Source organism: Glutamicibacter sp. 363 (assembly GCF_052379505.1).
In the GTDB taxonomy this organism is placed as follows: Bacteria; Actinomycetota; Actinomycetes; order Actinomycetales; family Micrococcaceae; genus Glutamicibacter.
In genome coordinates this window covers 1-252 of the sequence record NZ_JBQSYR010000109.1, presented here as the reverse complement: position 1 = coordinate 252, position 252 = coordinate 1, and the positions used below count along the sequence as shown (strand labels likewise).

General features: G+C 63.1%; 1 protein-coding gene. It reads right to left on the bottom strand.

Going from position 1 to position 252, the window contains the following annotated elements; translation table 11 throughout:
• Positions 1-252: transposase (locus ACT3UA_RS19065; protein WP_444617909.1), on the bottom strand; the 252-nt coding region annotated here is incomplete at both ends.

The following is a 252-nucleotide window of genomic DNA, read 5'->3' as shown; positions in this document are numbered from 1 at the left end:
TCGGCTAACCGTGGCATCCGACGCTACTGAGCCAAAGAGTTCTGGTGCGGCTCGTAGCTGGTCAATATCTGTGGCTTGTTCACCGCCGGCCGCCAAGGACAGGGCCAGTGCGCCGAGGATCTTGCCTGGCCGGTGCGTTGCGGTAGCGGGTACGAACTGGCTGAACCTGTCTTCGCAGAGCCTGCGGAAGTCCACCGCGTTCAGGAAGCTGGTCAGCACCGACAGCCCTGCATGGGAGACCAGGGTTTGGCC